General features: G+C 64.4%; 21 protein-coding genes. 11 read left to right on the forward strand and 10 right to left on the reverse strand.

Going from position 1 to position 22,650, the window contains the following annotated elements; genetic code table 11:
• Positions 1–34 precede the first annotated feature (34 nt).
• From OE747_RS08655 to ihfB, 3 genes are read right to left on the reverse strand one after another with little or no spacing between them, the layout of a single operon-like run.
• Positions 35–685, reverse strand: a complete 651-nt coding sequence (locus tag OE747_RS08655) for a phosphoribosylanthranilate isomerase (protein ID WP_263828204.1) — start codon at positions 683–685, stop codon at positions 35–37.
• A 6-nt stretch (positions 686–691) separates the two neighbouring features.
• Complete coding sequence (locus OE747_RS08660; RefSeq protein ID WP_263828257.1) at positions 692–1,042, reverse strand: LapA family protein; 351 nt, start codon at positions 1,040–1,042, stop codon at positions 692–694.
• Positions 1,043–1,049: 7 nt separating this feature from the next.
• The gene (gene ihfB, locus OE747_RS08665) at positions 1,050–1,334 is read right to left on the reverse strand and encodes an integration host factor subunit beta (RefSeq protein WP_011046553.1); all 285 of its coding nucleotides are present in this window, start codon (positions 1,332–1,334) and stop codon (positions 1,050–1,052) included.
• Between the two features lie 360 nt (positions 1,335–1,694).
• Between ihfB and OE747_RS08670 the strand changes: the two genes are divergently transcribed.
• A complete protein-coding gene (locus OE747_RS08670; RefSeq protein WP_263828205.1) occupies positions 1,695–2,606 on the forward strand; it encodes a glutaminase in 912 nt (303 codons plus the stop codon).
• An 86-nt stretch (positions 2,607–2,692) separates the two neighbouring features.
• On the opposite strand, the gene rpsA is transcribed toward OE747_RS08670, so the two are convergent.
• Together rpsA and OE747_RS08680 are read right to left on the reverse strand one after the other, a co-directional pair.
• A complete protein-coding gene (gene rpsA, locus OE747_RS08675; RefSeq protein ID WP_263828206.1) occupies positions 2,693–4,366 on the reverse strand; it encodes a 30S ribosomal protein S1 in 1,674 nt (557 codons plus the stop codon).
• A 239-nt stretch (positions 4,367–4,605) separates the two neighbouring features.
• Entirely contained in the window at positions 4,606–5,604 is a 999-nt protein-coding gene (locus OE747_RS08680; RefSeq protein WP_263828207.1) for an aldo/keto reductase, read from the reverse strand.
• A gap of 149 nt (positions 5,605–5,753) precedes the next feature.
• Here OE747_RS08680 and OE747_RS08685 point away from each other — a divergent pair, with 149 nt between their 5' ends.
• Positions 5,754–7,229 (forward strand): sulfatase-like hydrolase/transferase, encoded by a 1,476-nt coding sequence (locus OE747_RS08685; protein ID WP_263828208.1) that lies wholly within the window; start codon positions 5,754–5,756, stop codon positions 7,227–7,229.
• A gap of 10 nt (positions 7,230–7,239) precedes the next feature.
• Here OE747_RS08685 and OE747_RS08690 read toward each other — a convergent pair whose 3' ends face one another.
• A complete protein-coding gene (locus OE747_RS08690) occupies positions 7,240–7,893 on the reverse strand; it encodes a TetR/AcrR family transcriptional regulator (protein WP_263828209.1) in 654 nt (217 codons plus the stop codon).
• 67 nt (positions 7,894–7,960) lie between these two features.
• On the opposite strand from OE747_RS08690, the gene OE747_RS08695 reads away from it, so the two are divergent.
• The 8 genes from OE747_RS08695 to OE747_RS08730 all read left to right on the forward strand — a co-directional run bounded on the left by OE747_RS08695 (position 7,961) and on the right by OE747_RS08730 (position 18,962).
• Positions 7,961–9,277 carry a flavin-containing monooxygenase gene (locus OE747_RS08695; protein ID WP_263828210.1) on the forward strand — a complete coding sequence of 439 codons (1,317 nt, stop codon included), beginning with the start codon at positions 7,961–7,963 and terminating at the stop codon, positions 9,275–9,277.
• The gene (locus OE747_RS08700; protein ID WP_263828211.1) at positions 9,274–10,176 is read left to right on the forward strand and encodes a bile acid:sodium symporter family protein; all 903 of its coding nucleotides are present in this window, start codon (positions 9,274–9,276) and stop codon (positions 10,174–10,176) included. Before OE747_RS08695 ends, OE747_RS08700 begins: the two co-directional genes overlap by 4 nt.
• The gene (locus OE747_RS08705) at positions 10,173–11,099 is read left to right on the forward strand and encodes an SDR family oxidoreductase (RefSeq protein ID WP_263828212.1); all 927 of its coding nucleotides are present in this window, start codon (positions 10,173–10,175) and stop codon (positions 11,097–11,099) included. Before OE747_RS08700 ends, OE747_RS08705 begins: the two co-directional genes overlap by 4 nt.
• Positions 11,096–11,851, forward strand: a complete 756-nt coding sequence (locus OE747_RS08710; protein WP_263828213.1) for an SDR family NAD(P)-dependent oxidoreductase — start codon at positions 11,096–11,098, stop codon at positions 11,849–11,851. The genes OE747_RS08705 and OE747_RS08710 overlap by 4 nt, the downstream gene beginning before the upstream one ends.
• Before the next feature lie 79 nt (positions 11,852–11,930).
• Positions 11,931–14,426, forward strand: coding sequence for a heavy metal translocating P-type ATPase (locus OE747_RS08715; RefSeq protein ID WP_263828214.1), 2,496 nt, complete (start codon positions 11,931–11,933; stop codon positions 14,424–14,426).
• 10 nt (positions 14,427–14,436) lie between these two features.
• Entirely contained in the window at positions 14,437–14,826 is a 390-nt protein-coding gene (cueR, locus tag OE747_RS08720; protein WP_263828215.1) for a Cu(I)-responsive transcriptional regulator, read from the forward strand.
• 92 nt (positions 14,827–14,918) lie between these two features.
• Positions 14,919–15,791, forward strand: coding sequence for an NAD(P)-dependent oxidoreductase (locus tag OE747_RS08725; protein ID WP_263828216.1), 873 nt, complete (start codon positions 14,919–14,921; stop codon positions 15,789–15,791).
• 114 nt (positions 15,792–15,905) lie between these two features.
• Positions 15,906–18,962: an aminotransferase class III-fold pyridoxal phosphate-dependent enzyme gene (locus OE747_RS08730; protein ID WP_263828217.1), complete on the forward strand. Its 3,057-nt coding sequence runs from the start codon at positions 15,906–15,908 to the stop codon at positions 18,960–18,962.
• A gap of 7 nt (positions 18,963–18,969) precedes the next feature.
• Here the strand turns inward: OE747_RS08730 and OE747_RS08735 are convergent, their stop codons facing one another.
• Positions 18,970–19,413 (reverse strand): hypothetical protein, encoded by a 444-nt coding sequence (locus OE747_RS08735; protein ID WP_263828218.1) that lies wholly within the window; start codon positions 19,411–19,413, stop codon positions 18,970–18,972.
• Positions 19,410–19,577 (reverse strand): hemin uptake protein HemP, encoded by a 168-nt coding sequence (gene hemP, locus OE747_RS08740; protein ID WP_263387851.1) that lies wholly within the window; start codon positions 19,575–19,577, stop codon positions 19,410–19,412. Before hemP ends, OE747_RS08735 begins: the two co-directional genes overlap by 4 nt.
• Positions 19,578–19,753: 176 nt before the next feature.
• Here hemP and OE747_RS08745 point away from each other — a divergent pair, with 176 nt between their 5' ends.
• Positions 19,754–20,674, forward strand: a complete 921-nt coding sequence (locus tag OE747_RS08745; RefSeq protein WP_263828219.1) for an MBL fold metallo-hydrolase — start codon at positions 19,754–19,756, stop codon at positions 20,672–20,674.
• Here the strand turns inward: OE747_RS08745 and OE747_RS08750 are convergent.
• The gene (locus tag OE747_RS08750; RefSeq protein WP_263828220.1) at positions 20,671–21,975 is read right to left on the reverse strand and encodes an NAD(P)/FAD-dependent oxidoreductase; all 1,305 of its coding nucleotides are present in this window, start codon (positions 21,973–21,975) and stop codon (positions 20,671–20,673) included. The genes OE747_RS08745 and OE747_RS08750 overlap by 4 nt on opposite strands.
• Positions 21,972–22,646, reverse strand: coding sequence for a TetR/AcrR family transcriptional regulator (locus OE747_RS08755; RefSeq protein ID WP_263828221.1), 675 nt, complete (start codon positions 22,644–22,646; stop codon positions 21,972–21,974). The genes OE747_RS08750 and OE747_RS08755 overlap by 4 nt, the downstream gene beginning before the upstream one ends.
• Positions 22,647–22,650 lie beyond the last annotated feature (4 nt).

Raw genomic sequence — 22,650 nt, forward strand, 5'->3', positions numbered from 1 at the left:
CCGCCACCCTACCCGAATCTCGGTAAAGAAACGGTTACTCTGCTGTCGCAGCCGCAAGAAACGCCTGGATCATCCCGGTACTCTTGATCCCCGGCGCTGTTTCGACGCCGGACGAGACGTCGACCTGTCGCGCCCCGGTCAGACGGATCGCCTCGGCAACATTTTCCGACGTCAGGCCTCCGGCCAGCATCCACGGTTTGCGCCAGTATTTCCGCCCGGCCAGCAAACGCCAGTCGAAGGTCAGCCCGTTCCCGCCGGGCAACTCCGCCCCTCGGGGCGGCTTGGCGTCGATCAGCAACTGATCGGCAACATCGGAATAGAGGTCGATCTGCGCCAGATCCGGCGCTTCGGCAATCCCGATGGCTTTCATCACAGGCAGACCGTAGCGCGTCTTGATTTCCGTCACCCTACCGGGCGTCTCCTTGCCGTGCAGCTGCAACATGTCCAGCGGCACCGCATCGACGATGGCATCCAGTTCCGCATCCGAGGCGTTCACCGTCAGCGCCACCTTGGCCACACCAACAGGAACGCCGACCGCCAGATCGGCCGCTCGGCCCAGATCCAGATGCCTTGGCGACTTGGGAAAAAACACAAACCCCACATAGCGCGCCCCGGCCTGCGCCGCTGCGTCGACATGGGCGGGTTCCGACAACCCGCAGATCTTGACCGAGATGTCAGACGGCATCCGTCGTCAGGCTACGTCATCGAGAAGCGCCAGAACGTCGTCCTTGTCGCCGCTCTGCTTCTGTTTCAGCGACTTCACCTCGCGCTCAAGCTTGCGCACTTCGCGGTGTTTGACATCCGCCGTGCGCCGATGCTTGTGCTCTCTCAGCCATTCCCACACGAATCCGATGACAACACCTGCCGCGATGCCGCCGAGCACAACCAGAAACAGCGGCAATGTCAGTGTGAAGTTGAAGCCAAGCAAGTGGGCCAGATCCTCGGGCAGCAGTTGCAACGTGACGACCTGACGGTTGGCCAGCGACACAGAGACCAGGATGATCCCAAGCGTTCCGAGAAAGGCGTAGCGAATGTAGCGCATCATGAGTTCAGGCTTTTCCGTTCAGACGATCCCTGAGCAGCTTGCCGGTCTTGAAGAACGGCACGTGCTTTTCCTCTACATGAACGGTATCGCCCGTCCTGGGATTGCGACCAATGCGCGCGTCCCGCTTCTTGACCGAAAATGCGCCGAACCCGCGCAGTTCCACCCGGTCGCCGCGCGCCATCGCGTCGGTGACCTCCTCAAAAACCGTATTCACGATCCGCTCGACATCCCGCTGATAGAGATGCGGGTTCTCGTCGGCAATCTTCTGGATCAGTTCAGAACGGATCATGCGCCTGGCCCTCCCAACGCCAAAGGTCGTCTCTTTTCTTTTTGGAACTATAGGCAGAAAACCGTTCTGCGGAAACAGGTTACCGATCTCCACAAAGCCATATTTCGACATTGGAGGCAAATAACCGGCAACAAACCGACCAACCACCAGAACGTTTAGGCCTGAATACCCATCGACAGCCCGGGTCAGATTGCTTCGGGGGCCAATTGCCGCAAGTGCGAGAGCGCTTGATTCGGATCACCCAGATCAGGCACCGGGGTGCACCACCCAACCAGAGCACTGCCGGAACTTCCATTTTGCCACGGCAAGAGGATAGGGCTATGACCTGTTATTGAAACCGGCCCGGAGAAGACCCCTACCATGGAATTCACCACCCTTCTGGAGGGTATCGTGGCGAGGATGCGGACCGCTCCCGACAAGGGCCGGGTCGCCGATTACATCCCCGAACTCGCCTCGGTCGACCCCGATCAGTTTGGCATCGCGTTAGCCCTTGCCGACGGTCGCTTTTTTGCCGCAGGGGACGCAGATACGGCGTTCTCCATCCAGTCGGTTTCCAAGGTCTTTACACTTGCGCTGGCGCTTGGCCGGTTGGGTGACGGGCTTTGGCATCGCGTTGGGCGTGAACCATCGGGCCTGCCGTTCAATTCCATCCTTCAGCTGGAGCATGAGAAAGGGATCCCGCGCAATCCCTTCATCAATGCCGGTGCGCTGGTGGTCACCGACGCCATTCTCGCCGGCCACCAGCCGCGCGAAGTCCTGGGGGAGATATTGCGCTTCGTGCGTGCCGCCGCCGATGACGAGCATATCCATATCGACGAGGCCGTGGCACGGTCCGAGACCGATCATGGCCACCGCAACATGGCGCTGGCCTATTTCCTTGCTGCACATGGCAATTTCGTCAACAGCCCAGAGCTGACCTGCGGCACCTATTTCCATCAATGCGCGATCGAAATGACGGTGCGGCAACTGGCCATGGCGGGACGTTTTCTTGTCGGTGGCCCGGGCAAACCCAATCTGATCTCACGCGACAGCGTGCGCCGCATCAATGCCTTGATGCTGACCTGCGGGCACTATGACGGGTCGGGCGATTTCGCCTATCGCGTGGGTCTTCCCGGCAAGAGCGGTGTCGGTGGCGGCATTCTGGTCATCGCACCTGGCCGGGCGTCCATTGCGGTTTGGTCCCCGGGGCTGAACCAGCACGGAAACTCTGCCCTTGGAACCCTTGCCGTGGAGCATCTGGCGCGCGAGACGGGCTGGTCGATCTTTGGATAGGACGGCGCCGAGCGACCACAGCGAAACGAAAAGCCCCGCAGGATCGCACCTGCGGGGCTCTTTGTCGTTTGGCAGTCCCGGTAGACTTACTTGTCGCCTTTCAGCGCCGCGCCAAGGATATCGCCCAGCGATGCGCCCGAGTCGGACGAACCATACTGTTCCACGGCTTCCTTCTCTTCGGCGATCTCGCGCGCCTTGATCGACAGGCCCAGACGACGGGTCTTGCTGTCCACGTTGGTCACGCGGACATCGACCTTGTCACCAACCGAGAAACGCTCGGGGCGCTGATCGGCGCGGTCGCGCGACAGGTCCGAACGGCGGATGAAGGATTTCATGCCTTCGTATTCCACCTCGATGCCGCCATCTTCGATCGCGGTCACGTTCACGGTGATGACCGAGCCGCGCTTCACGCCGCCAACGGCCTCGGCGAACTTGTCGCCGCCCAGTGCCTTGATCGAGAGCGAGATACGCTCCTTGTCGATGTCGACTTCGGAGACCACGGCCTTGACCACATCGCCCTTGCGATAGTTCTGGATCGCGTCTTCGCCCCGCTCGTCCCAGCTGAGATCCGACAGGTGGACCATTCCGTCGATGTCGCCGGGCAGGCCGATGAACAGACCGAATTCGGTGATGTTCTTGACTTCGCCTTCGACCTCGGTGCCCTCGGGATGGGTCTCGGCAAAGACTTCCCACGGGTTGCGCATGGTCTGCTTGAGGCCCAGCGAAACGCGACGCTTGGCACCGTCGATTTCCAGAACCATGACTTCCACTTCCTGGCTGGTCGAAACGATTTTGCCGGGGTGGACGTTCTTCTTGGTCCAGGACATTTCCGAGACGTGCACCAGACCTTCGACACCCGGCTCCAGCTCGACGAATGCGCCGTAGTCGGTGATGTTGGTCACGCGGCCCGTATGCACCGATTCCAGCGGATACTTGGCACCAACCAGATCCCACGGATCTTCCTGGAGCTGCTTCATACCCAGGCTGATACGATGGGTGTCCTTGTTGATCTTGATCACCTGGACCTTGACGGTCTCGCCGATGTTCAGGATCTCGTTGGGGTGGTTCACCCGGCGCCATGCCATGTCGGTGACGTGCAGCAGGCCGTCCACGCCGCCCAGGTCAACAAACGCACCGTATTCGGTGATGTTCTTGACCACGCCGTCGACGGTCTGACCTTCGGTCAGGTTGCCGATAACCTCGGCGCGCTGTTCGGCGCGGCTCTCTTCCAGGATGGCGCGGCGCGACACGACGATATTGCCACGGCGACGGTCCATTTTCAGGATCTGGAAGGGCTGCTTGAGACCCATCAGCGGGCCGGCGTCGCGCACGGGGCGCACATCGACCTGCGAACCGGGCAAGAAGGCCACGGCACCGCCCAGATCGACGGTAAAGCCACCTTTGACACGGCCAAAGATCGCGCCTTCGACGCGCTGATCGTCGGCATAGGCTTTTTCCAGACGGTCCCAGGCTTCTTCGCGGCGGGCCATCTCGCGCGAGATGACGGCTTCGCCACGGGCGTTCTCGGCGGCGCGCAGGTAAACTTCGACCTCGTCACCGACGGCAATCTCGGGAGCTTCGCCAGGGTTTGCGAATTCTTTCAGATCGACGCGGCCTTCCATCTTGTAGCCGACATCGATGATGGCCTGGCCCGCTTCGATCGCGATGACCTTGCCTTTGACAACCGAACCCTCTTCGGGGGTGTCCATCTCGAAGCTTTCGTTAAGGAGCGCTTCAAACTCTTCCATTGTGTTTGCCATGTGGCGTCGTTTTCCTAACTATCTACGTTTTCTGGCCGAGCGGTTGTCTCCGCCGGTCTTGATTCATGCCCGCCTTGGGCGGAACGGATTGGTCAGGCGTCGCGCTTTTCTTGCCATAAAACAAAGAGGGCCGGTGTTCCCGACCCTGCTCGTCTCTTTTTTCTATGGCTCACTTCGCCTTGTCGACGTCGCGCGGTATATGCCGATGCAGCTCGAAAGGCAAGCCTGACTTGACCCGCTCAGCAATATCGCTCGGGTCCAACCCATTGTTCGTCGCTGTAACGGTCGCCATGGGCCCAACCGACTGGCAGGACGGCCTCGATCCGGGCCATGTCTTCATCGCTGAGCACCCGTTCGGTGCCAGTCAACAGCTCCTTGAAATGCCCAACCGACCGCGTGCCGGGAATAGGAATTACGTGATCGCCCCGGCGCAGCAGCCAGGCGATGGCCAGCCCTGCCGCCGGCATGCCCATCTCGGCGGCAAGCGCCCGGAACCTGTCGGTCAGGGCGATGTTGGCCGAGTAGTTGGGTTCGTTGAACCGGGGGTTCGGGCGCAGGAAGTCCAGCGATTGTACGGCGTCGAGCGACAGCGGCGTATCGGTGAGAAACGACCGGCCCACCGGCGAGAAGGCAACCAGCGCCACCCCCAATTCGGCGGTGGTCTGCACAAGGCCAAGATCGGGAAACCGGGTCGAGAGCGAATATTCCGATTGCACCGCCGCCACCGGATGCACCGCAACCGCCCGGCGCAACGAGGAGGGCGCGATCTCGGAAAAGCCGATAGCACGGGTCTTGCCCGCCTCAACCAGCCACGACAGGTTTCCGGTGGCCTCTTCGATGCTCATCGACGGGTCGCGGCGATGTGCATAAAACAGGTCGACACAGTCCACGCCCAGACGTTGCAGCGATTTGTCCAGTTCGGCTTCGAGATGGGCCTGCGAGTTGTCAAACTTGCGCTTGCCCTCTGCATCCCGGGTAATCGTCGCCTTGGTGGCGATCACGAAATGATCGCGCGCGCCCGGGTTTTTCTTGAAATAATTGCCGATCACCTGTTCCGAGCGGCCCATGCCATAGACATTCGCCGTATCCAGATGGGTGACACCGGCCTCTATCGCCAGATCCAGAACGGCGTGACCGTCCTTCTCGGTCGTCGGCCCATAGAAATCGGTAAACGACATAGCCCCGAACCCTAGTGCCGAGACCTCGGGCCCGTACCGCCCCAGTTTCCGTTTCTGCATCCGGCCTCTCCCCCTCCCGTCGCGTTTGAGGATTTATGCCGGGTTTTGAATGCGGCAACAACCGTCGCAACCGTCCGATGCGTCGCAAACGGACCAGCGCAAGCCGGACAACCGGTCAAGGATAGGGGGCGAGCCGATGGAGCCATGACATGTCCCCTGCCCCGAATTTCCTGGTTCTGATTTCAGACGAACACCGCAAGGATGCCATGGGCTGCGCCGGTCATCCGATCGTCAAGACACCAAACCTCGATGCCCTGGCGGCGCGGGGCACGATGTTCACGGCGGCCTATACGCCCTCGCCCATGTGCGTGCCCACCCGCGCCGCATTGGCGACCGGCGACTGGGTACACAAGACCGGCCATTGGGACAGCGCCACGCCTTATGCAGGCCAGCCCTGCAGTTGGATGCGCCAGCTGCGCGATACCGGGCGCGAGGTCGTGTCCATCGGCAAGCTGCATTTCCGCTCGGCCGAGGACGACAACGGGTTTTCCGAGGAAATCCTGCCGATGCATGTCGTCGGCGGTGTCGGCTGGGCCATAGGCCTGCTGCGGGACAATCCGCCCCCCTATGACTCGGCGGCGGAGCTGGCCGCCGATGTCGGTATCGGGTCCAGTACATATACCGACTACGATCTGGACATAACGGCGGCGACTGAGGCCTGGCTTGCCGATCCGGCCCGCCGCGACCAGCCTTGGGCGGCGTTCGTTTCGCTGGTCAGTCCGCATTATCCGCTGACCTGCCCGGCGGAATGGTACAATCTGTACGATCCCGCCGCCATGGACCTGCCGGTGGGGTATCGTGAGGGCCTGCCCGACCACGCCGAGTTGCGCAACATCGGCGCGTTCTATAATTATGACGACTATTTCGATGAACAGAAAATGCGCGAGGCCAAGGCCGCCTATTACGGCCTGACCTCCTTCATGGACCACTGTGTTGGCCGGGTGATCGCGGCGCTTGAGGCCAGCGGGCAGCTAGAGGACACGGTCGTGGTCTATGTCTCTGATCACGGGGACATGATGGGCGACCAGGGCTTCTGGACCAAGCAGGTGATGTACGAGGCCAGTGCCGGTGTGCCGATGATCGCAGCCGGGCCGGGCATACCCGCAGGGCAAAAGGTGGCCACCTGCACCAACCTGACCGATATCGCCGCCACCGCGCGGGATGTGTGTGGTCTTGCCGATGACGCCGGAAATGCGGGCCAACCCGGCATATCGCTGCGCGATCTGGCCAATTCGCCCTACGACCCCGACCGGACCGGTTTCAGCGAATACCACGATGGCGGGTCAAAAACCGGATCCTTCATGGTGCGGTGGCAGGACTGGAAGTATGTCCATTACGTCGGCCACCCGCCGCAGCTCTTCGAGCTGGCCTCGGATCCGCATGAACTGGTCAATCGCGCAATGGAGGGGGTAAACGATCCGACCATCGCGGCCGCCCTGACCGAAGGCGAACGGCGCCTGCGCGCGATCTGCGATCCGGAGGCGGTCAACGCCCGCGCCTTTGCCGATCAGCGGCGCCGGATCGAGGAGCTGGGGGGCGAGGAGGCCTGCCGCACCGCCTTTGTCTTCAACCACACGCCAACCCCTTCGGAACAGGCGAAAATGCGCGAAGGCAGTCCTTTGTAATCCGACGCGGTTACCCGTCCGAGGTCAGGATCGCATAAACGCCCGCCGTGCAGAATGCGATCAGCCGGTCCAGTCCGACCGCATCGCTGCCGGGGCTGAGCGCGCCGATCCGCCAGGCCGAATGCACATGCGCCAGCATGGCCGATACCGCATAGACCTGGCCTGCGGCGACCGTGCCCGGTCCGGCACCGGGGAACAGGGCCGCGATCTCGGCAATGAAGCGCTGTGCGGTTCGGTCAAAACATTCGGCCGCCAGATCGCGCCAACGCGGGTCGGCCGAGACATGCGCCACCAACCGGCCATAAGCGACCCAATGCGAGTCGCCGCCCTGCGCCAGCTCCACGTAAGGCCGGATGAAACAGTCGAGGATGGTTGCGAGGTCAAGCGGAGCACTGGCCCGGGCGGCCTCCAGCGCGTTTATGCGCAGGCGCGACAACTCCCCCGCTCGGCGCGCGACGATGAGGTGAAACAGCTCTTCCTTGCTGCCGCCGTGGTGGGCCACCAGCCCCACCTGCACCCCGGCCAAATGAGCGATGTCGCGAATCGATGCGCCTTCGAATCCGCGTTCGGCAAAGACCAATTCCGCAGCGTCAAGTATGCGCGCCCGGGTCTGCAAGGATCGGGCGGATGGCGCCCGTTGCCGTTGTTTTTCCAAAACAAACATCCCTTTTGCAAATTATCTTGCCTTAATTTGAACAGTCGTTCAATCTAAAAGCAACGGGAGGACAGCGATGACGGAAACGCGCGACAGATTTGCCCTGATCGGGGCAGGTCCGATGGGGCTGGCCATGGCCAAGGTGATGCTGGAACAGGGCATCGCCTTTGACGGGTTCGAGCTGCATTCGGATGTGGGGGGGCTTTGGGACATCGACGGCCCGCGCTCGACCATGTACGAAAGCGCGCATCTGATCTCGTCCAAGCGGATGACCGAGTTCACCGATTTCCCGATGGAGGACCGGGTCGCCGAATACCCCTCGCATCGTGAGCTGAAGCGGTACTTCAACGCCTTTGCCGACCGCTTCGGGCTGCGCGACCATTACCGCTTCGGGGCCGAGGTGCTGCGCTGTGAGCCACTGGGCGGGCCGGGCGAAGGATGGCGCGTTACGTGGCGGGATGCCGAGGGGGAACACGACGCGACCTATGCCGGGGTGATGATCGCCAATGGCACTTTGTCCGAGCCCAGCATGCCGGAATTCAAGGGTAATTTCGATGGCGAGCTGATCCACTCCTCGGCCTACCGGCACCCCTCGCAGTTTGACGGCAAGCGGGTGCTGATCGTGGGGGCGGGCAATTCCGGCTGTGACATCGCGGTGGATGCGATCCATCACGGGGTGATGTGCGACCTGTCGATGCGGCGCGGATATTATTTTGTACCGAAATATGTCTTTGGCAAACCGGCCGATACGCTGGGCGGCATGATCAAGCTGCCGATGTGGCTGAAACGGCGGGTCGACGGGATGATCCTGAAATGGTTCGTGGGCGATCCGCAGAAATACGGATTTCCCAAGCCCGACTACCAGCTTTACGAAAGCCACCCGGTGGTCAACTCGCTGGTCTTGTACCACGCCGGACACGGAGATGTGCGGATTCGTACCGAAATCGAGCGGCTGAATGACCGTTTTGTACACTTCACCGACGGCAGCAAGGAAGAGTACGACATGATCCTCGCCGCCACCGGATACAAGCTGTTTTACCCGTTCATCGACCGCGACCTGCTGAACTGGCAGGGCGACGCGCCGCATCTTTACCTCAACGCGATGCACCCTAAGCGCGACGACCTCTTTGTTCTGGGCATGGTCGAGGCCAGCGGGCTGGGCTGGCAGGGCCGACATGAACAGGCCGAGATGGTGGCGCGCTATATCACCGGATTGCGCGCGGGTAGTGCGGCGGCGGCGGAACTGAAGGCCGCCAAGGCGGCAGGGTTCGAACGGGCGACCGGCGGCATGAACTACCTCAAGCTGGCGCGCATGGCCTATTACGTGGACAAGGCCACCTATCGCGGCGCGGTGACCGGCTGGATCAAGCGGCTGAAGGAGGCACGGGCATGACCGGCATCGACGATATCCTGCTGAACTTTTCGCCCGCCTCGCTGATGCTGCTGAACGCGATCCTGGCGGTGGTGATGTTTTCCATCGCCATCGACCTGACGGTCGAGGATTTCCGCCGCCTGTCGCGAGGGCCGAAACCGGTGCTGGTGGGGCTCTTCTCGCAATTCGTGGTGCTGCCGGTGCTGACATTTGCGCTGGTCTGGGTGACCGCACCGCGCCCCTCCATCGCGCTGGGCCTCATTCTGGTAGCGGCCTGTCCGGGCGGCAATATCTCGAACTTCATCACTCATCGGGCGGGCGGCAACGCGGCGCTGTCGGTGTCGATGACTGCCTTTGCCACCGTGGGGGCCATTATCATGACCCCCGCCAATATCGCGCTGTGGGGGAGCCTGTATCCCCCCACCCGCGCCATCCTGCAAGAGACCCGTATCGACCCGGTGCAGATCGCCATCACCGTGGGGCTGATGCTGATCCTGCCGCTGATCTTGGGAGTGGTGCTGAACATGCGCCGCCCCTCGCTGGCCGCGCGGATGCGGCGGCCACTGCAACTGGTCTCGATGGGGATTTTCATCGCGTTCATCATACTCGCTCTGGCTGCGAACTGGGGGTTTTTCCTGAGTTTCGCCGGAGCTGTCGCCGGGCTTGTGATCGTTCACAATGCACTGGCTCTGGGGGGCGGCTGGGTTGTGGCCACTCTGACCCGGCTGTCCCCTTATGACCGGCGCGCGGTGACGATCGAAACCGGCATCCAGAACTCGGGCCTTGGACTGGTGCTGATCTTTGCCTTCTTCAACGGGTTGGGCGGCATGGCGGTGGCGGCAGCGTTCTGGGGGATCTGGCATGCGATCTCGGGCCTTGGGCTGGCCATGCTCATGTCGCGAACCGAGGCGGCGCGATGAGCCGCATCCTGATCACCGGCGCAGCGGGCATGGTAGGACAGGCGCTGTTGGCCGAACTGTCGGGCCAGCAGGTCTTTGCCACCGATCTGTCGCGGCCCGATCCGCTGCCCGAGGGCATGGTCTATCTGAAAATGGATGTGACCGGTGGTGACCCTGACCGGGTCATTGCCAAGGTGCGACCGGATGTGGTGATCCACCTCGCCTCGATCGTGACGCCGGGCGTGGCGCGCGAGGTCGCCCATCGCGTCGATGTGGGGGGCACGCGTGCCGTGCTGGAAGCCTGTCTGGCGCATGGAGTGCGGCGGTTGGTGGTGACCTCCTCGGGCGCGGCTTACGGATACCACGCCGACAACCCGGTGCCGCTGCGCGAAAGCGACCCGCTGCGCGGCAATCCCGAGTTCGCCTATGCCGATCACAAACGCCAGGTCGAAGAGATGCTGGCCGAGGCACGCCAGACCGCGCCGCAGTTGGAACAGGTGGTGCTGCGGGTGGGAACGGTTCTGGGCGCGGGCACCGAGAACCAGATCACCGCCCTGTTCCGCAAACCCCGCCTGCTGGCGGTGCTTGGGTCGGAAAGCCCCTTTGTCTTTATCTGGACCCGCGATCTGGCGCGCATCCTGGCGCGGGCGGCGGGCGAAGGGCCTGCGGGGATCTATAACGTGGCGGGTGACGGGGCGATGGGGGTCAGCGACCTTGCCCGCGCTCTGGGCAAGCCTGTTTTGCGCCTGCCTGCGCTGGCGCTGAAAGCGGCGCTCGCGGTGGCGCGCCCGTTGGGCCTGTCGCGGTACGGCCCGGAGCAGGTGCGCTTCCTGCAATACCGCCCGGTGCTGGCCAATGACGCGCTGAAACAGGTGTTCGGCTATGTGCCCGAGCTGACCAGCGCCGAGGTCTTTGACCTCTGGCGGCGCGAGGCGGGCTTGTGAAGCGGGCGGTGATCTCGGGCGGGGCTGGTGGGCTGGGCCGGGCGCTGTCGAGCGCGTTGCAGGCCCGTGGCTGGCATGTGGTGCTGCTCGACCGCGATATCTCAGGCGTCGAGACCAGCGAAACGCAGCAGGCGATCCAGTGCGATCTGACCGACCCAGAGCAGCTGGCAGCGGCCTGTGCGGCGGCGATTGGACCAAATGGCGTGGACCTTGCCATCTATAATGCGGGCATCACCCAGATCGGCCTGTTCGCCGACAGCGACGAGGCCAGTCACCGCCGGGTGTTCGAGATCAACTATTTCGCCGCCGTGAACATGGCCCGCGTTATGATCGACCCGGTGCGGCAGGCACGCGGCACCCATCTGGCAATCTCTTCTGTGGCGGGGTTCGCGCCGCTCTACAGCCGCACCTCTTATGCCGCGTCCAAACACGCGCTGGAGGGTTTTTTCAAATCGTTGCGATCCGAGGAGCGCGCGCATGGGGTGGCGGTGCAGATCGCGGCACCGTCGTTTGTGGCGACCAATCTGGGCAACCCGCAGGCGCAGCCCGATGGCATCGCGCGTCCCGGATCGGCCACCGACGGGATGGATTACATGACGCCCGAGGCGGCTGCGGCCTCGATCCTGCGCGGGCTGGACCGGGGCGGCGACATGATCCCGGTTGGACGGGTGGCGTGGCTGGCCTGGTGGATCAACCGGCTGTCGCCGGGCCTTTATCAACGCCTGATGGAACGCAATATCGGGCGCGGGTGAGTTTTTTTGACATGCCTCTTGACCTTCCCGTGACTGGAACCCCCATCTGGGGGGTGATCAGAGGAAAAGGACGAGTCGCATGTCTGCACAGACCACATCGCTAAAGATCACCGGAATGAGCTGCGCCGGCTGCGTGGGCCGGGTCGAACGCGCCTTGCAGGCGGTACCGGGCGTGGCCGAGGCCAGCGTCAATTTCGCCAACCGGACGGCGCAGGTCACGCATGAGGGGCCGGTGGCCGAACTGACCCAGGCCGCCGCCAAGGCGGGCTATCCTGCGGAGCTGAGCGAGGCGGTGCTGGATGTCGAGGGGCTCAACTGCGCCTCGTGCGTGGGACGGGTCGAACGCGCGCTGAACGCGGCCCCCGGCGTGGTCGAGGCGCAGGTGAACCTTGCCAATCGCAGCGCGCGAGTGACCTATGCCGCGGGCGCGACCGATCCGGTCGCGCTGGCCGCCGTGTCGACGGCAGCGGGATACGCCGCCCGTCCGCATGCGGAGGCGGGGGAGGATGCGCCTGCGCATGATCACGCGCAGGCGGAAATCGCCGAGTTGCAGCGCAGTACGCTGTTTGCCGCCGCGCTGGCGCTGCCGGTGTTCCTGCTGGAGATGGGCGGGCACATGATCCCGGCCTTTCACCATTGGATCGCGGCAACGATCGGAATGTACACCAGCCATCTGATCCAGTTCGCGCTGACCACCGTTCTGCTGTTCGGGCCGGGGCGCGTGTTCTATGCGCGGGGCATCCCCGCCCTGCTGCGCGGCGCACCGGACATGAACGCCCTGGTGGCTTTGGGCACGGGCGCCGCCTATGGCTTCTCGGTGGTGGCGACCTTTGCCCCCGGCCTGCTGCCTGCGGGCACCGCCAATGTCTATTTCGAGGCCGCCGCCGTCATCGTGGTGCTGATCCTCTTAGGCCGCTGGCTGGAGGCGCGGGCGCGCGGGCGCACCGGCGCCGCCATCGAGGCGCTGGTGGGGCTGCAGCCACGCCATGCGCGGGTCGAGCGCAAGGGGCAGGCAGTTGAAGTGGCCATCGCCGATATTCAACCGGGCGACACGCTGATCATCCGGCCGGGCGAGCGCATCCCGGCGGATGCGGTGGTGCTGGACGGACAGAGCCATGTGGACGAGAGCATGATCACTGGCGAGCCGGTGCCGGTCGCCAAGGCGGCAGGCGACATGCTGGTGGGCGGCACGGTGAACACGGCGGGCGCCCTGCGGGCGCGGGCCGAAAAGGTGGGCGCGGATACTGTCTTGGCCCAGATCATCCGTATGGTGGAACAGGCGCAGGGCGCCAAGCTGCCGATCCAGTCGGTGGTGGACCGCATCACGCTCTGGTTCGTGCCCATCGTGATGGGAATTGCCGCGCTGACCGTGCTGGTCTGGCTGGCCTTTGGCCCCTCGCCCGCGCTCGGTCATGCCCTCGTCGCTGGTGTTGCGGTGCTGATCATCGCCTGTCCCTGTGCCATGGGACTGGCCACCCCGACCTCGATCATGGTCGGCACGGGCCGGGCCGCCGAACTGGGCGTGCTGTTCCGCAAGGGCGACGCGCTGCAACGACTGCAAGAGACGAAGGTCATCGCCTTTGACAAGACCGGCACGCTGACGCTGGGCCGGCCTGAACTGACCGACCTGACCCCTGCCCAAGGGTTTGACCGTGATGGCGTGCTGCGTCTGGCGGCAGCGGTCGAGGCGCAGTCGGAACACCCGATTGCCTCGGCCATTGCCCGCGCAGCCAAGGGCGACGTGCCTGCGGTGGACGGGTTCCAGAGCCTCACCGGGCTGGGTGCCCGGGCCGTGGTCGAGGGCCAGGACGTGCTGGTTGGCGCCGACCGGCTGTTCGCCCGCGAAGGTATCGACCTGGGCCCGCTGGCAGAGATCGGGGCGGGCTGGGCCGCCGAGGGCAAGACGCCGCTTTATGCTTCGGTGGGTGGCCGTGCGGCGGCGGTGCTGGCAGTCTCGGACCCGGTGAAGCCCGGTACGGCCGAGGCCATCGAGCGGTTCCACCAGATGGGGCTGACAGTTGCCATGATCACCGGCGACAACACCCGCACCGCGCAGGCCCTGGCGGCGAAACTGGGGATCGACGCGGTCACCGCCGAGGTGATGCCCGAAGGCAAGGTTGCGGCGCTGGATGCGTTGCGGGCGGATCATGGCCCGCTGGCCTTTGTCGGCGACGGCATCAACGACGCCCCCGCCTTGGCCCATGCCGATACCGGCATCGCGGTCGGCACCGGCACCGATGTGGCCATCGAGGCCGCCGATGTGGTGCTGATGTCGGGCGATCTGCGCGGCGTGGCCAACGCGCTGGAGGTGAGCCGCGCCACCATGCGCAACATCCGCCAGAACCTGGGTTGGGCCTTTGGCTATAACGTGCTGCTGATCCCGGTGGCGGCGGGTGTGCTCTATCCGTTTGGCGGGCCGATGCTGTCGCCGGTACTGGCGGCGGGCGCGATGGCCTTGTCGAGCGTCTTTGTCGTCACCAACGCGCTGCGCCTGCGGCGGGTGCGGGCCGCCCTGCCTGCCACGCGGCAGGCTGCGGCCCAGACCCCGGCAGCGTCCCCTGCCCCGGCGGAATGAGGAGGCTGGCATGAATATCGGAGATGTGGCCAACCGCAGCGGCCTGCCGGCCAAGACCATACGCTATTACGAGGATATTGGCCTGATCGCCCCGCAACGTGACCTGAACGGCTATCGCCGGTTCCGCGAACGGGATCTGCACAAGCTCAACTTCCTCGGCCGTGCCCGGGCACTGGGGTTCACCATCGAGGATTGCCGGACGCTTATGGCGCTCTACGAGGACCAGAGCCGCGCCAGCGCCGATGTGAAACAGGTGGCCCGTGATCATCTGGTCCGGATCGAGACCAAGATCGCCGATCTTATCGCCATGCGCGAGACGCTGACGGAACTGGTTGATGCCTGCGCGGGCGATCATCGGCCCGATTGTCCGATCCTGCGCGATCTGGGCGGGGAAAGCTGACGCGCGGGGTTGCCCTTTGACCTGCGTTTTGCTTTGTCTCTCGGGGATATCCCGGACGGGGGGAGCCGCCGGGCAACAGAGAGGATCCGGACATGGCAAAAGTTGCATTCCTTGGCCTGGGGGTTATGGGCTATCCGATGGCGGGGCACCTGAAGGCCGCCGGTCATGAGGTGACCGTATACAACCGAACAGCGGCGAAATCGGAGAAATGGGTGGCCCAGCATGGCGGTGCGATGGCCGCAACGCCGCGCGAGGCGGCGCAAGGCGCCGAATTCGTGATGGCCTGTGTCGGCAATGATGACGACCTGCGCGGCGTCTGCAACGGGCCGGATGGCGTGCTGGCGGGCATGGCCGCGGGCAGCGTGTTTGTCGACCACACGACGGTGTCGGCCAAGGTCACGCGCGAACTTTATGCCGCAGCGAAGGCAGGCGGTGCGGGCTTTGTGGACGCGCCGGTCTCGGGCGGTCAGGCGGGGGCCGAGAACGGAGTTCTGTCGGTGATGTGCGGCGGCGACGAGGCCGAGTATGATCGCGCCGAACCGGTGATCGCCGCTTATGCCCGCATCTGCCGCCGCATCGGCGAGAGCGGCGCCGGGCAGGTCACCAAGATGTGCAACCAGATCGCTATTGCGGGCCTGGTTCAGGGCCTCGCCGAGTCGCTGCATTTCGCCGAGAAGGCCGGTTTGGACGGGCGCGCGGTGGTCGAGGTGATCAGCCAGGGCGCCGCTGGCAGCTGGCAGATGGCCAACCGTTACGAGACCATGCTGGACGACCACTGGACCCATGGCTTTGCGGTCGACTGGATGCGCAAGGATCTGGGCATCTGCCTGGACACCGCCGACGAGACCGGCGCCAGCCTGCCGGTCACCGCGCTGGTCGACCAGTTCTACAAGGATGTGCAGAAGATGGGCGGCGGGCGCTGGGACACTTCGAGCCTGCTGGCGCGTTTGCGCAAGCTGGGCTGAGGCAAAGGGGGCGCTGCCCCCGTCCCCTGCGGGGACTCCCCCGGAGTATTTTTGACGAAATGAAGAACCGGGGGGCAATGGCCGCCCCGGCACGAAGGTGATGGGAGAGCGGCGGTGCTGACGGAGTTCTGGGCAGGGGCCCTACGGGGGCATTGGGGGATCGAGGCAGTCTTGGAACGCCTTGATGGCGAGTATGACCTGAACTTTCTGGCCCGGGGCCGGAACGGTCGGGACTACGTGCTGAAGGTGATGCGGCGCGGTTGCGAGGCCGGGCTGGTCGAGATGCAGGTGGCGGCGCTGGAGCATATCGCCGCGACGGCGCCCGGCCTACCCTTTCCCAAGGTGTTTGCCGCGCTGGACGGTGGCATGCTGCCCGAGATCGCGGATGAGACGGGCGCGCCGCGCCGTGTCTGGCTGCTCGAGCGGCTGCCGGGGCGCTGTTACGCGCGGGCCTTGCCGCATTCCGAGGATCTGATCCTGAAGCTGGGCCGGGTGCTGGGTGCCACCGACCGGGCGCTTGAGGGATTCGACCATGACGGGCTGGCGCGGGATTTCAAATGGAACCTGATGCAGGCGGGCTGGATCGGCGCCGAGTTGCAGGCGATTGCTGATCCGACGCGGCGGGCGCTGCTGGAGGGGGTCGCGGCGGAGTTTTCCGGGCTGAGCGACCAACTCGCAGCCCTGCCGATCCAGGCGATCCACAATGACGTCAACGATTACAACATCCTGGTCGAGGGCAGGCTGAACGAGACCCGCAAGGTCTCGGGCCTGATCGACCTGGGCGACATGTGCGCCGCGCCGCGTGTCTGCGACCTGGCGATTGCCGGGGCCTATGTGGTGCTGGACCACCCCCGACCCGAGCGCGCCTTGGCAGCGCTGGTGCGCGGCTATCACGCCGCCAACCGGCTGAGCGCGGAGGAGGTCGATCTGATCTGGCCGCTGCTCAGGATGCGGTTGGCGGTGTCGGTGGTGAACTCGACCCTGATGGCGGTCGAAAACCCGGATGACCCCTATGTGACGATCAGCCAGGCCCCGGCCTGGCGATTCCTGGAAAACGCCTCGGTCAATGGCGGGCTGATGGCGGCGCGGCTGCGGGTGGCTTGCGGCTTGCCGGTGACCGATGGAGCCGAGCGGGTGCAGGCCTATCTGGACGAGCGCCGGGGCAGTTTCGCGCAGATGTTCGGCACCGATCTGGCGAATGCGCCGATGGGCTCTCTCTCGGTCGAGAATTCGACCTGGCCGCAGAATCCGTTCCACATGCCGCTGGAAGAGGCCGCGCGCGTGGGCGAGGAGTTTGGCACCAGCCTGTGGCTGGGCTATTACAACGAGCCGCGCCTGATCTATGCCGAGCGGGGATTTCGCAAGGGGCCGTGGAAGGCCAGCGACAGGCGCACCGTGCATCTGGCGGTGGATGTGTTTGCCCCCGCCGGAACCGTGCTGCACGCGCCGCTCAGCGGGCGGGTCGAGGTGGTCGAGAACCGGACCGGGCATCTGGATTATGGCGGCGTGGTGATCCTGCATCACGAAACGCCACAGGGCGATGCGTTTTATACACTCTACGGCCATCTCGACCCCGAGGTCTGCGACCGGCTGAAACCGGGCGATCCGGTGGCGCAGGGCGCGGGATTCGCGCGGCTGGGCGATGCAAGTCAGAACGGTGGCTGGGCGCCGCATGTGCATTTCCAGCTGGCGCTGACGACGCAAGGCATGGAGGCCGACTGGCCCGGTGTCGGCGACCCGGACGAAATGGACCTGTGGCACGCGGTCTGCCCGAACCCGGCGGCGCTGCTGAACCTGCCCGATGACAAGGTGTTCTATCGCCCCACCGACAAGGCCGCCGTGCTGGCCGGACGGCGGGCGCATTTCGGCGGCAACCTGAGCCTTACCTATGACGATCCGGTGATGCTGGTGCGCGGCTGGAAGCATCACCTGTTCGACGAATGGGGCCGCCCCTATCTGGACGCTTATAACAACGTGCCGCATGTGGGCCATGCCCATCCGCGTATTCAGGCGGTGGCGGCGGATCAGCTGAAGCGGATGAATTCGAACACCCGCTATCTGCATCCGGCGCAACTGGCCTTCGCCGAAAAGGTCCTGTCGAAGCTGCCCGAGCGGTTCGAGGTCTGTTTCTTCGTCAACTCCGGCACCGAGGCCAACGAGTTGGCGCTGCGCCTGGCGCGGGCGCATACGGGCAACATCGGTATGGTGACGCCCGATCACGGCTATCACGGCAATACCACCGGCGCGATTGCCATCTCGGCCTACAAGTTCAACAAGCCGGGCGGTGTGGGTCAGGCCGATTGGGTCGAACTAGTCGAGGTGGCCGACGACTATCGCGGCCGTTTCAAGCGCGACGATGCGGAGCGCGCCCGGAAATTCGCCGATCTTGTCGATCCCGCCATCGCCCGGTTGCAGGACAAGGGCCATGGCGTGGCCGGTTTCATCGCCGAGACCTTTCCCAGCGTCGGCGGCCAGATCATCCCGCCCAAGGGCTATCTGGCTGCGGTCTATGACAAGATCCGCGCGGCGGGCGGGGTCTGTATCGCCGACGAGGTGCAGACCGGGCTGGGTCGGCTGGGCGACTACTATTTCGGTTTTGAACACCAGGGCGCCGAGCCCGATATAGTTGTGATGGGCAAGCCCATCGGCAACGGGCACCCGCTGGGGGTGCTGGCCACGACACGCGAGATTGCCGACAGTTTCGACAACGGGATCGAGTTCTTTTCAACCTTTGGCGGTTCCACCCTGTCCTGCCGGATCGGCAAGGAGGTGCTGGACATCGTCGATGACGAGGGCTTGCAGGAGAACGCGCGGCTGATGGGCGCGCGGCTGATGACCGGGCTACACGCGCTGGAGGGTGAATTCGGCTGCGTCGGCGACGTGCGGGGCATGGGGCTGTTCCTTGGGGTCGAGCTGATCAACCCCGACGGATCCGAAGGCACCGAGATCTGCCGATACGTCAAGAACCGGATGCGTGACCACCGCATCCTGATCGGCAGCGAGGGGCCCAAGGACAACATCCTGAAAATTCGCCCGCCCCTGACCATCGAGGCCGAGGATGTGGACATGATCCTGTGGGCGCTGCGTACGGTGCTGGCCGAGGTCGGCGACTGGGCGCCTGCCCCGGCCTGCGACCACGATCACCATCACGCAGGCTGCAACTGCTGCTGAAGCGGGCTTAGTGCAGTAACCCCGCCCGGCCTTCTGCGCTGCGGCCCGGTGCCGTTGGGATCACCGGGCGACGGTGCAGCGCCAGTCCCAGCTGTTCGCTCAGCGCTACCAGCGCCGGGGCCAGATCGGGCCGGACGATCAGCGCGGCCAGCATCAGCGCATCCTCGCGCGCGCCGGTGGAGGCGGCGGCGACCATATGGGCGAAACAGGCCTCGTCCGCGCCCAGACAGGCGCAACCGAGGCCATGCCGCATCAGTGGGCGTCGCCCGTAAGACGCGCAAAGTCCGCAGATCTGCCGCAGCAACTCGGTCGAGCGCCCTTCGGGCAGGGCCGCGCGCCCTTCGGCCGCATCGCTCCACAAGCGCAGGCAATGCACGACCGAGGCTTCGAGCGCGGGCAGGTCGGCCAGATGGCCGACGGCGGCGGCCCCCCGGTGAGACGCGGAACTCATTTGGTCAGGATCAGCTTGCCCGCGCGGGTGATGCGCAGGGTATAGAGCTGGTCGCCCAGCCGGATATGGGCAAGGTTGCCACCCTTTGTCAGGTCTTCGGCCGAGTATGACGGCAGGACCGGCGTGGCATATCCGGCAAGTGTCGGCGGGGTCTGAAAGGTCATCTGGCGGTCTCCCGAACTGCGGAACGATCTTTTGGCTGCCGGGGGTCCGGTTGCTGGCCTCTTATATCTGACTTTTTAACTCAGGTATGTCAATTGCTTTCTACAGCAGTTGGAAATCTATCGCCGGACCATAAAATTCATGTTACTGAATGCGAGAATATCTAAGGAGACCTGCCATGACACTGACCCGCCGCACCCTGATGTCCCGCCTTGGCGCTGGCCTGGCGCTGAGCGCCGCGGCCCCGCTGCGGGTCTGGTCCGCTGTCGAAACGCAACTGGGGACCGCGCGCATCACCAGCCTGTCCGACGGTTATCTGACCCTGCCCGCCTCTTTCATGTTCGGGCCTATGCCGCAGGCAGACCTGCCCCCTCTGCTGGAGCGTTACGGCTTGCAGGGCGACATCCTGAAACCGGACTGCAATGTGACGCTGTTGCAGGTCGAGGGACGCAATGTGCTGTTCGACGCAGGATCCGGCAGCGCGTTTCAGGACAGCGTGGGACAGCTGGTCGATGCGCTGGATGCGGTGGGACTGGCCCCCGACGACATCACCGACGTGATCTTTACCCATGCCCACCCGGACCATTTGTGGGGGGTGTTGGACGATTTTGACGATCCGCTCTTTGCCAATGCCCGCCACATGATCGGGCGGGCGGAACGGGATTACTGGCTGGACCCGGCGACGGTCGACGCGATCGGGGCCGATCGCGCCGCATTTGCGGTGGGCGCTGCGCGGCGGCTGGAAGCGTTGGAAGATCTTGAGACCTTTGAGGATGGCGACGAACTTTTGCCCGGGGTCGCGGCAGTGGCCACGCACGGCCATACACCGGGGCATATGTCGTTCGAGGTTCGCTCCGGCTCCGAGGCGCTGATTGTGGTGGGTGATGCCATCGGCAACCACCACTTGGCCTTTGCCCGGCCCGACTGGCCGTCGGGCGCCGACCAGGATCTCGCGGCGGGAGCAGCGACCCGCGTCGCGCTGATGGACCGGCTGGCCAGCGAGCAGATGGCGATGATCGGCTATCACCTGCCCGATGGCGGCATGGGCCGGGTCGAGCGCGGCGAAGACGGCTATCGCTTTGTCCCGCTGGGGGGCTAACCCAGCACCGAAAAGCTGCTTTCGTCGTTGATCGGCCGCTTGCGCGAGTAGAAGCCCACGTCGATGCTGCGCCCGATATAGGGCAGTTCGAATTGCAACGGCGCGGAGTCGTGATCGCCGCCCGCCTCGCAATAACGCACCAGCGCGGCCATCATCTTGCCAGCGATGGGGGCGTTCTTGTACTGGTTGCCGCTGGTACCGCAGGCCATGTAGAACCCGGGCAGGGACGACTTGTCGTAGATCGGGATCCAGTCGGTCGAGGCATCGTAGAGATCGACCACGCCGCGGGTTTTCGAGGGGATGCCGAGGGTGGGCACCCTTTGGGCATAGCGCATCGCCTGGGTGGTCCATTGGTCAGTGAAATCGCGGTTGTACTGCATATCGTCCTCGCACCATTGATGCGGGTCGCATTCCGGGTCCTCTGACCCGATCAGGATGTGATTGCCGTGTTCGGGACGGCAATAGCAGGCGATATCGCTGTCCGAGACGATGGTTCCCTGTGTCTCGAAATCGAACCCTTCAGGCGCAGGCAAATGCACCACCTCTTGCCGCAAGGGGCAGGTCTGGATGGTCATGTCCCCGGTCACACCCGCCATGCGATTGATGATCGACGAGCCCGGCCCGGCGACGTTGATCACCACCGGCGCATGGATCTCTTCGCCCGAGGCCAGCCGGACACCGGAAACCCGGGCGCCCGCCTGCAGGATCGCGGCCACCTCGGCCCCTGTGCGAACCCTTGCGCCATGCCGTCCCGCCGCCGCCATCAGGTTCTGCGCGCTGAGCGCGGGATCGGTGACATAACCGCCATTCGGCCAAAAGACCGCGCCGCCCATGCGGCCACCGTTGGGTTTGCCGAACTCCGGGTCGTCAAGACGCCGGGCGGGCGCGAAACTGTCGAGCGTATAGATCGGCAGTCTCTCCATCACCTGATCGGCCGTCCATTCCTCGAACGGGATACCCAGATCGGCGGAATTGCGGATGTGCTTTTCCAGGTTGCCGTTGGCCTCTGTCTTCATCACCAGACAGCCGGTCTGACGGAACTGCGCCAGCGGCACATCCGACGGCAGGCCCAGATATTCGGCCCAGTCGCGCCAGTAATGGTAGCCCTCCCAGGCAAAGGCGGTGCCGTCGAAGGTCGAGTAATGCATCCGGATGATGGCGCAGGATCCGGCGGTCGAGCCATGCCCCACCTGCGCATTTCGGTCCAGCGACAGGGTTTTCCACCCGGCCTTGGCCATCTCGAATGCAATGGCCGCGCCGATCACACCGGTGCCAATGATGATTGCGTCGGGATTGCTCATCTTTGTCTTCCTTCCCAGAAGGCGCGCGCAAAGGACTGGAACGCTTCGACTTCCTCGTCTCGCGGATGCACGCCGGTGAACACGAAAAGGTAGTGCCGCACAAAGGAAAGCCGTTGGTTGATCGGCTCGTAGAGCTGCGCCAGATCATATCCGATCTGCATGTAATAGAGCACGCGGGCACGGGTTTCGGCCTCGACCTTTGGATAGCCATAGCGCAGGAACATGTCGGTCAACGCGTTCAGCCGCTGGGTATCCGACTGGTCCAGCATCCGCCGCACCTTGCCCGAGCGGCGCGCCCAGTCGCGCACCGCAAAATCCAGCGCGGTGTCGAACAGCGCCGGATCGACCACGCAATGGAACAGGTTGCAGACAGCCCCGGTGATGGTCTCGGCCGGAAGCTCGGTCTGGGCGATCAGACCGGCGGTGTTGGTGGCCTGCCATTTCGACAGCAGGGCATCCAGCAAGTCCTGTCGCGACTTGAAATACCAGTAGAACGAGGAGCGCGACACCGCCATCCGCTCGGCCAGGTTCAACACCTTGACCTGTTCCACCCCGTCGGACACCAGTACATCCATGGCCACGTTCAGCCAGTCGTCGCGGGTCACCTTGATATTGCCCACGAGGGGTTCGGCGGTTGGGTCGTCGCGATGCAGGATGGGTTTGGTGTTCATTGCG

The organism is Ruegeria aquimaris (assembly GCF_025751555.1).
Taxonomy (GTDB): domain Bacteria; phylum Pseudomonadota; class Alphaproteobacteria; order Rhodobacterales; family Rhodobacteraceae; genus Ruegeria_B; species Ruegeria_B aquimaris.

Coding starts and splice junctions, on each gene's coding strand:
- OE747_RS08655 (WP_263828204.1), bottom strand. CDS start 685: ATGCCGTCTGACATCTCGGTCAAGATCTGCGGGTTGTCGGAACCCGCC.
- OE747_RS08660 (WP_263828257.1), bottom strand. CDS start 1,042: ATGCGCTACATTCGCTACGCCTTTCTCGGAACGCTTGGGATCATCCTG.
- ihfB (WP_011046553.1), bottom strand. CDS start 1,334: ATGATCCGTTCTGAACTGATCCAGAAGATTGCCGACGAGAACCCGCAT.
- OE747_RS08670 (WP_263828205.1), top strand. CDS start 1,695: ATGGAATTCACCACCCTTCTGGAGGGTATCGTGGCGAGGATGCGGACC.
- rpsA (WP_263828206.1), bottom strand. CDS start 4,366: ATGGCAAACACAATGGAAGAGTTTGAAGCGCTCCTTAACGAAAGCTTC.
- OE747_RS08680 (WP_263828207.1), bottom strand. CDS start 5,604: ATGCAGAAACGGAAACTGGGGCGGTACGGGCCCGAGGTCTCGGCACTA.
- OE747_RS08685 (WP_263828208.1), top strand. CDS start 5,754: ATGTCCCCTGCCCCGAATTTCCTGGTTCTGATTTCAGACGAACACCGC.
- OE747_RS08690 (WP_263828209.1), bottom strand. CDS start 7,893: ATGTTTGTTTTGGAAAAACAACGGCAACGGGCGCCATCCGCCCGATCC.
- OE747_RS08695 (WP_263828210.1), top strand. CDS start 7,961: ATGACGGAAACGCGCGACAGATTTGCCCTGATCGGGGCAGGTCCGATG.
- OE747_RS08700 (WP_263828211.1), top strand. CDS start 9,274: ATGACCGGCATCGACGATATCCTGCTGAACTTTTCGCCCGCCTCGCTG.
- OE747_RS08705 (WP_263828212.1), top strand. CDS start 10,173: ATGAGCCGCATCCTGATCACCGGCGCAGCGGGCATGGTAGGACAGGCG.
- OE747_RS08715 (WP_263828214.1), top strand. CDS start 11,931: ATGTCTGCACAGACCACATCGCTAAAGATCACCGGAATGAGCTGCGCC.
- cueR (WP_263828215.1), top strand. CDS start 14,437: ATGAATATCGGAGATGTGGCCAACCGCAGCGGCCTGCCGGCCAAGACC.
- OE747_RS08725 (WP_263828216.1), top strand. CDS start 14,919: ATGGCAAAAGTTGCATTCCTTGGCCTGGGGGTTATGGGCTATCCGATG.
- OE747_RS08735 (WP_263828218.1), bottom strand. CDS start 19,413: ATGAGTTCCGCGTCTCACCGGGGGGCCGCCGCCGTCGGCCATCTGGCC.
- hemP (WP_263387851.1), bottom strand. CDS start 19,577: ATGACCTTTCAGACCCCGCCGACACTTGCCGGATATGCCACGCCGGTC.
- OE747_RS08745 (WP_263828219.1), top strand. CDS start 19,754: ATGACACTGACCCGCCGCACCCTGATGTCCCGCCTTGGCGCTGGCCTG.
- OE747_RS08750 (WP_263828220.1), bottom strand. CDS start 21,975: ATGAGCAATCCCGACGCAATCATCATTGGCACCGGTGTGATCGGCGCG.
- OE747_RS08755 (WP_263828221.1), bottom strand. CDS start 22,646: ATGAACACCAAACCCATCCTGCATCGCGACGACCCAACCGCCGAACCC.